Annotated in this window: 7 protein-coding genes; 5 read left to right on the top strand and 2 right to left on the bottom strand. The window is 46.3% G+C overall.

What is annotated here, in order from left to right; translation table 11 throughout:
• Positions 1 to 85: 85 nt before the first annotated feature.
• Together AB4351_RS04015 and AB4351_RS04020 are read right to left on the bottom strand one after the other, a co-directional pair.
• On the bottom strand, positions 86 to 286 hold the full coding sequence (locus AB4351_RS04015) for a hypothetical protein (protein ID WP_010431457.1): 201 nt from the start codon (positions 284 to 286) through the stop codon (positions 86 to 88).
• Positions 287 to 494: 208 nt separating this feature from the next.
• Entirely contained in the window at positions 495 to 2411 is a 1917-nt protein-coding gene (locus tag AB4351_RS04020; RefSeq protein ID WP_137001445.1) for a methyl-accepting chemotaxis protein, read from the bottom strand.
• A 456-nt stretch (positions 2412 to 2867) separates the two neighbouring features.
• Between AB4351_RS04020 and AB4351_RS04025 the strand changes: the two genes are divergently transcribed.
• The 5 genes from AB4351_RS04025 to AB4351_RS04045 all read left to right on the top strand — a co-directional run.
• Positions 2868 to 3824, top strand: a complete 957-nt coding sequence (locus AB4351_RS04025; RefSeq protein WP_017060045.1) for a MoxR family ATPase — start codon at positions 2868 to 2870, stop codon at positions 3822 to 3824.
• A gap of 10 nt (positions 3825 to 3834) precedes the next feature.
• Positions 3835 to 4761, top strand: a complete 927-nt coding sequence (locus AB4351_RS04030; RefSeq protein ID WP_017060044.1) for a DUF58 domain-containing protein — start codon at positions 3835 to 3837, stop codon at positions 4759 to 4761.
• Entirely contained in the window at positions 4758 to 5243 is a 486-nt protein-coding gene (locus tag AB4351_RS04035; RefSeq protein WP_017065687.1) for a DUF4381 domain-containing protein, read from the top strand. The genes AB4351_RS04030 and AB4351_RS04035 overlap by 4 nt, the downstream gene beginning before the upstream one ends.
• Positions 5236 to 6243 carry a VWA domain-containing protein gene (locus AB4351_RS04040; protein ID WP_372125124.1) on the top strand — a complete coding sequence of 336 codons (1008 nt, stop codon included), beginning with the start codon at positions 5236 to 5238 and terminating at the stop codon, positions 6241 to 6243. Before AB4351_RS04035 ends, AB4351_RS04040 begins: the two co-directional genes overlap by 8 nt.
• Positions 6236 to 7585, top strand: a 1350-nt coding sequence (locus tag AB4351_RS04045; protein WP_372125126.1) for a VWA domain-containing protein, incomplete at its 3' end; no start/stop codon positions are given. The genes AB4351_RS04040 and AB4351_RS04045, both read left to right, overlap by 8 nt.

A 7585-nucleotide genomic window follows, 5' to 3' on the forward strand; every position in this document is an offset into this window, starting at 1 on the left:
CGCAACACCTTAATCCTTATTTGTTAGGCTATGAACCCAACCGCTAATATCACTTCTTTCAGACATGAAACCTGTCTAAATCAACTTAGTGAATTGGCGTATCATTCTGTTTGTTGAACTGGCCAAAATGCTTCTCTAACACTTCAGGAGTCAGTTTGCCTTCCGCCTCTAGTCGCTTGAACTCAGCAACAATTGCTTTTTGCTCTTCAAGTGATGGCAGTTTCACCTCAGGCTCATCGCCCATCTCTTGAGTCATCTGCTCTAGTTCTTTTTCAAAATCGCTCATGATACTTACCTAAATATTAAACCTAACGAGATTTTACTCATTTACGCCCTATGATGCTAGGGTGATTAAAAGCAAAGCCCGAAACCAGATCAAGCTAAAGGCAGTTAGAGGCAAATTAGCGCACTAATAAAAAGAGCCGGATTCACGATGAAATGAATCCAGCTCTTCGTCTATATCCCTTTCTAAGCCATGTTACAGCTTGAAAGAATTAAAGCTTAAATAAACCAACCATCTTATCTAGACGAGACGATAGATCACGAAGCTCTTGGCTCGCTTCAGCAAGTTGCTCAGCCGTGCTCGTTGTCACTTCGTTGATTGCGTTAATCTCTTCAATGTTCTGGTTGATGGTGTGAACTACGGTTGATTGCTCTTCCGTTGCCGTTGCCACTTGAGTGTTACGGTCTGTGATATCAACGATACGGTCTGAAATGCCACTCAGCACGTCTACCGCTTCATCCGAAGCCGATACACCTTCAAGGGTAATCACCTTACCTGCACTCATTGCCGTTACCGCATCTTTAGCATCGCTTTGCAGTTGGTTGATCATCTTCTGAATCTCTTCCGTTGAATCTGCAGTACGGCTTGCTAGGTTACGTACTTCATCTGCTACGACAGCAAAACCGCGACCTTGCTCACCGGCACGTGCGGCTTCAATCGCAGCGTTCAGTGCAAGTAAGTTAGTTTGCTCTGAAATATCACGGATAACACCCAGAATAGAGCCGATGTCTTGAGTTGTAGAAGCCAGTTGCTCTACTACCTGACCTGTGCTTTCAATATCTTGCGCCAAACGACTGATCGCGTCTTTTGCTTTGTTCACCACAGAGCGGCCTACTTCCGTATTGCCTGAAGCTTGAGTTGCCGTTTCTGCTGCGGTTGCCGCGTTCGATGCAATCTCGCTGATGGTCATACCCATTTGGTTAATGGCAGCCACCACTTGAAGCGTTTGGTCGCGCTGTTCTTGGCTGTTGTCGTGGGTGATGTGGGCTTTGTTAGAAACACTCTCTGCCGCCACTTGAAGCGCTTGGCTTGTCGAACACACCTCTTTCATCGACTCGTGAATCTTTTCAATGAATCCGTTGAAGCCTTTTGAAAGCTGTGCAATTTCATCGTTGCCTTTCACTTCGATACGCTGTGCAAGGTCACCGTCGCCTTCACCTAAGTCGCCGAAGCGCTTAGCCAAAAGCTTGATCGGTTGAGTAATGCTGTTCGCCAGAACTACGCCCATTAGGATAAAGACTAACGCCACAACCGCAGTCATGATCAGCATCTTCTGCGCAGTCGCATCTAACTCTGCAAACACTTCACCAGTCGGAACGACACCAATAACAAACCAGTCCATTGAAGACACATACAAGCTCGCCACGAACAGCTCTTGGCCTTGGCTTTCAGTGGTAATCAGGTTAAAACCCGACTTGTTCAGTAGTTGGCTTGCTTGAGGACCGTAAAGTTGTTGAAGTGAAGAGTCACTGCGAGAACGCTCGCGATGAATTTGAACATCACCTTGGCTATCGGTTAAGAAGACAAAACCGGTATTTTCAATCTTGAAACCGTTCAGCAGGTTAACCATGTCATCCATCGACTTTGATAGACCAGACATAGCCAAACCAGAAGGCTGTTGGTAGTTAGCAAACATCTTCACTTCGCCATTGGCTTCTTGGAACATGCTCACCATGGTCGGCTGTCCAGATTGCGTAAAGCCAAAGAACCAACCATCTTGCTGTTGGTTTAACTGACGTAGGAAGCCATTTTGGTTCCAGTAGTAAGCAGTTTGACGGTTCGCCACTGAGGCATCGTTCAACTGATACTGGTTACGAACATTGTTCAGCTGTTTAACCAGTTTATTTTCTAGTGCGGGATCGCGATCGGTCGATTCGATAGCATCAGAAATAAATTCATTTGAAGCAATTTGCTCCGCCGCTAGTAATAGCTGAGAGACTTCTCGGTCAATTTCACCATTGATTCGCTCTAGCATTCCTGGAAGTTCAATATCGATCAATCGATGACTTAATACATCTCTTGCTTGTTGTTGTGCCATTGCGCCGACAATCACTGTCGATGCAAGAACCGCAAAGGTAATTCCAAGTACAACTTTTTGCTTGATACTCAGAGAGTTAGTTTTAAACATATTTGGACCTTTAAAAAGAATCGCTCGTTATTGGTATACCCTGAACAGGACTTTTTTAGTGCACTCCAACAAGCAATGCACAATCTGAGTGATGTATCGGCCACAACCAATAAAACTAGAGACTTTCTTCTCAAAAAACTGCAAATATGATGTAACAATTAGAAATATTCACCTTGAGCATGAATTAACTAAGCAAATACCGCATTGTCGAGAGTCAATTTTAGTTCTCACCCCCTGAGACCCAACCGAACTCAAACCACTCCCCACCGCCGAGCTTTTGTATATAAAAACCAATTGATATAGTAATAATCACAACCTAACGATGTTTTTAGCTAACCACTTGTAAATATTTCCAATTTTGAAAAAATAAATTACGCAAATGTACTGGAACTTTTTCCTCGAAATCAGTGACCAATACTCAAAATAAAAATCAAATGGATACCCAGAGAGTCCAAAATGCACAAAACAAATTTCGAAGTCCTTCAAAACTATCTAGAGTCTCAAATCATTGGTCAAAAAGAGCTCGTTAAGCAACTGATGATCGCCCTTTTAGCAGATGGTCATATCCTCGTTGAAGGACCTCCCGGCTTAGCAAAAACTCGTGCAGTAAAATCATTGGCTGACTGTGTTGAGGGTGACTTCCACCGTATTCAATTCACTCCCGATCTGTTGCCAGCTGATTTGACGGGTACCGACATCTTCCGTCCTGAGACTGGGGAGTTCACTTTCCAATCAGGCCCGATTTTCAACTCATTGATTCTAGCGGATGAGATCAACCGTGCTCCGGCGAAAGTTCAAGCGGCAATGCTGGAAGCGATGGCAGAAAAACAAGTAACTGCCGGTCGAAAAACCTATGCGCTGCCTGAGCTATTTTTGGTAATGGCAACACAGAACCCAATTGAACAAGAAGGGACTTACCCGCTACCGGAAGCTCAGTTAGACCGATTCTTGCTTCACCTAGAGGTTGAATACCCAGATATGGAAAGCGAGCTTGAGATCTTACGACTCAACCGTGGTGAGGCTCAAGGTAACGAATCAGCTCAGCCACAACAGATATCTCAGCAAACGATCTTTGAAGCGCGCCAAGAAGTGCTCAACACTCACATGGCAGACACCATTGAGCAGTACATCATCAGACTGGTTATGGCGACTCGCCAACCTAAGCAATACAGTGACCAACTTGATCAATGGTTAGACATGGGTGTCAGCCCGCGTGCAACCATTGCGTTAGACCGTTGTGCCCGCGCTCACGCTTGGCTTGCAGGACGAGATTACGTCACTCCACAAGACGTTCAAGCGATGGCATTCCCTGTGTTACGCCACCGTCTACTGCGCAGCTACCACGCACAAGCTGAAGGTGTCACCGCAAACCAAGTGATCGCACACCTTATTTCATTGGTTGGCAGCGCATAGGGATACGCGCATGAATAATCAACTACCCAACCATAGTGACGGCGTCACGTTAAATCTGGATGAGCTGCTGCAATACAAAGCGCAGTCTGTTCGCTGGTTGCCTCCCGCCAAGAGCCTTTGGTCACAGCTTAACGGCCAACACGAGAGCAACCGTAAAGGTCGCGGGATGAATTTCTCTGAAGTTCGTCAATATCAAGCGGGAGATGACATTCGCAGCATTGATTGGCGTGTAACAGCCAGAACGGGCAAAGCGCATACCAAACTTTTCTCTGAAGAACGAGAACAGCCTGTCATTTTATTCTTGGATCTATCAAGCAGTATGATTTTCGGCTCAACCTTGTTGCTGAAATCGGTTCAACTTGCACACTTTGCTAGCCAACTGTGCTGGCTTACTGTGGCTCAAAAAGATCGAATTGGCGCGGTGATCGATACTGGCAAAGAGGTCATTGAGATTAAGCCAAGTGCAAGCAACCATGCTCCACTGCGTATTTTGCAAAAAGTCATAGAAATCAATAATACGGCACTGACTAATCACGACAATCATAATGACACGACCTTAGAGCATGGACTGAAATCTCTGCACCAGCTTTGCCCTAAAGGAAGCGATATTATTATGCTCAGTGACTTTGTGCGTTACCAAGAAAGTGACTACTCACTTATCAGTCAAATTCGCCGACACAACAGAGTACGTCTTGTGCATTTCTACGACCCGCTAGAGCAAGGTGAAACCACCTATAAAGGCTCTAAACAGGTCACCGATGGCAGCAAAACTCAATGGTTTAATTTCTCTTCTAATAAAGAAAAGCAAAAGCTTAACCATGCTTTTTCGCTTAAGAAACAGCAGCTGCAACAGATGGGGTTATCTCTCGCGATACCTTATAGCTCGCTGTCGAGTGCGCAGTCACTCATGAGCCAGATATCAGGAGCTCAGTCATGAAACAGCCCTTAGATTTAAGTCCGGTGATTGCGCCAGACGCCCCGACTTGGTGGCCTTTGGCGTGGGGTTGGTGGGCAGTCATTATCACAGCCATTTTCCTGATTGCCTTGGTGTTTTTCATTCTAAAACGTAGAAAAAACAATCAACAGGCGAAACAAGAAGCGCTGTCTTACTTTAGTAATAGTCAGTCCCAAGATGGCTTGTCTCCGAGCAAAGCTCAAGACATCGTTCGTCAAGCAGCACTGAGCTATTTCCCTCGTGAAAAAATTGCAGGTTTGTCTGGTGATGATTGGTTGAAGTTCTTAGATGCGCAATTGGCGAAGCCGTTATTTGTAGCAAAACAATCCCAGTGGCAACAAGCGCTCTATCAAGATGTAGCCCTTATGAATGACGAACAGAAAAAGGCTCAACAACAATTAGTTAATGATTGCGAAACTTGGCTTCGTAAAGCCCTTCCTCCTAAGCGAGGTCGTTATGAGTGATTTTCTAAGCCCTATGTTTCTAAGCGGGGACTTGCTAAACATCGAGTTCGTTTGGTGGTGGATGTTCTTCATCGCGCCACTGCCGTTGCTCGTTTACTTGTTCTCACCAAAGTCAGAATCAAGCCATGTCCTAAGACTTCCATTTCTGCCAGAAGACAGTAATACCAAAACACCGAGCAGTCGCTTACCAAAGGCGTTGTCCGTGATTATCTGGCTTCTGCTGGTTACGGCGAGCGCACGCCCTGTATGGTATGGCGAACCGGTGGAGTTTCAGCCGAAGCATCGTGATTTAATGTTAGTTGTCGACCTCTCCTATTCGATGAGCCAAGAAGACATGCAGTACAATGGCAAATACATCGACCGCTTGTCGGCGGTGAAACGCGTATTGAGTGACTTTATTGAGCGACGAAAAGGCGACCGAGTTGGACTGGTGTTATTTGCTGATCACGCCTACTTGCAGACCCCGCTTACGCTAGATAGAGATACGCTTTCACAACAGCTCAATCAAGCGGTGTTAAAGCTGATTGGTACTCAAACAGCGATTGGTGATGGTATTGGTCTTGCCACCAAAACCTTTGTCGATAGCGATGCGCCCCAACGTGTAATGATTCTACTCAGCGACGGCAGTAATACCGCCGGGGTATTAGACCCATTAGAAGCGGCGGATATTGCAAAGAAATACGACGCAACGATTTACACCGTGGGTGTCGGTGCAGGCGAGATGATGGTCAAAGAGTTCTTCATGACGCGCAAAGTCAATACTGCTCAAGACTTGGATGAACGTACACTAATAGAAATTGCCAAACGCACCGGCGGTCAGTACTTCCGAGCGCGTGACAGCAAAGAGTTAGCGACGATTTACGACACCATTAACCAGTTAGAGCCCGTGACGAACGCCACTAAGATCTGGCGACCGCAACAAGAGTGGTTTGTATGGCCACTGTCGGCGGCAATGTTCTTCGCATTTATGCTGTTAGCCATTAGGAGAAACAATGTCTAACTTTACTTTTATCTACCCATATTGGTTCTTGGCGCTTGCCGTGCTGCCCGCTATTTGGTGGCTGAGCAAGACACAGTCCAAACAAGGATTACTCGCGTCACACATCGCCCGTTACTTGGCGCCAGAATCAAGCAAGCCATCGAAAAATCGCAGTACTTACTTCGGTATTTGGTGGCTGGTCGGCGTTATTGCGTTAGCTGGGCCAAGCTTCGAGAAAAACGAACAACCAAGCTTTGAAAAAACGCAGGCACGAGTTGTGATCATGGACATGTCGATGTCAATGTATGCCACCGATATTAAGCCGAATCGCTTAACTCAAGCGCGATACAAGGCTCTTGATCTGCTTTCATTATGGAAGGAAGGGCTAACAGGCATGGTGGCGTATGCTGGGGATGCTTACACCATTAGCCCGCTAACGTCAGACATCAACACCATCAAAAACCTAGTGCCTAACCTATCGCCAGATATCATGCCTTATCAAGGTGGTGATGCCGCATCAGCCGTTAAGCTTGCGATTGATATGATGACTCGCGCGAAGATCTACCAAGGTGATTTGGTATTGATTGCTGATGACATCGATGACCAAGAGAAGAAGCAGATCGACTCCCTACTCTATGGCAACGATTGGACATTGTCGATTCTAGCTGTAGGGAGTGAAAACGGTGCGCCAATCTCGTTACCTACGGGGTCGATGCTGCAAAGCGACTCAGGACAAACCGTGGTGGCAAGAACCAACTTGAAGAACATGCGCGAGCTTACACGCAGCTATGGTGGCACGTTCACTGAAGTTCAATTTGATAACTCAGATGTTGAACACATCGCGAGCTACCTCGACCGCGTTGCAACAACATCGGAAGTAACCAAGACCAAGAACTCACTCAACACCAGAGTAAACAACGGTTTCTGGTTACTGCCTATGCTATTACTTCCGGCACTTGGATTATTCAGGAAAGGGGTTGTTTGGTGTGCCTTAGCTGGAGTTATCTCTTTTAGCCAACCAAATACTGCGTTTGCGAACCCGTGGAAAACCGATGATCAAGTAGGCTATCAGCTGTATCAGGACGAGGACTTCCAACAAGCTGCTGAACAGTTCACCCAACAAGAGTGGAAAGGCATTGCTCAATACAAAGCCGGTGATTTCGAAGCCGCAGAGCAGACGCTGCAAGACCTTTCTGGTGAAGATGCTCGCTACAACCTTGCTAACGCCCAAGCCCAACAAGGTAAGTACGATCAAGCAATAGAAGAGTATCAACGTATTCTCGAAATCAACCCTGAGCATGCTTATGCGAAGAAGAACTTAGAGGTCGTCGAACAAGCCCAGAAGCAACAGCAACAGCAACAG

This window comes from Vibrio sp. 10N.261.51.F11 (genome assembly GCF_041471665.1).
Classification (GTDB): Bacteria; Pseudomonadota; Gammaproteobacteria; order Enterobacterales; family Vibrionaceae; genus Vibrio; species Vibrio crassostreae_C.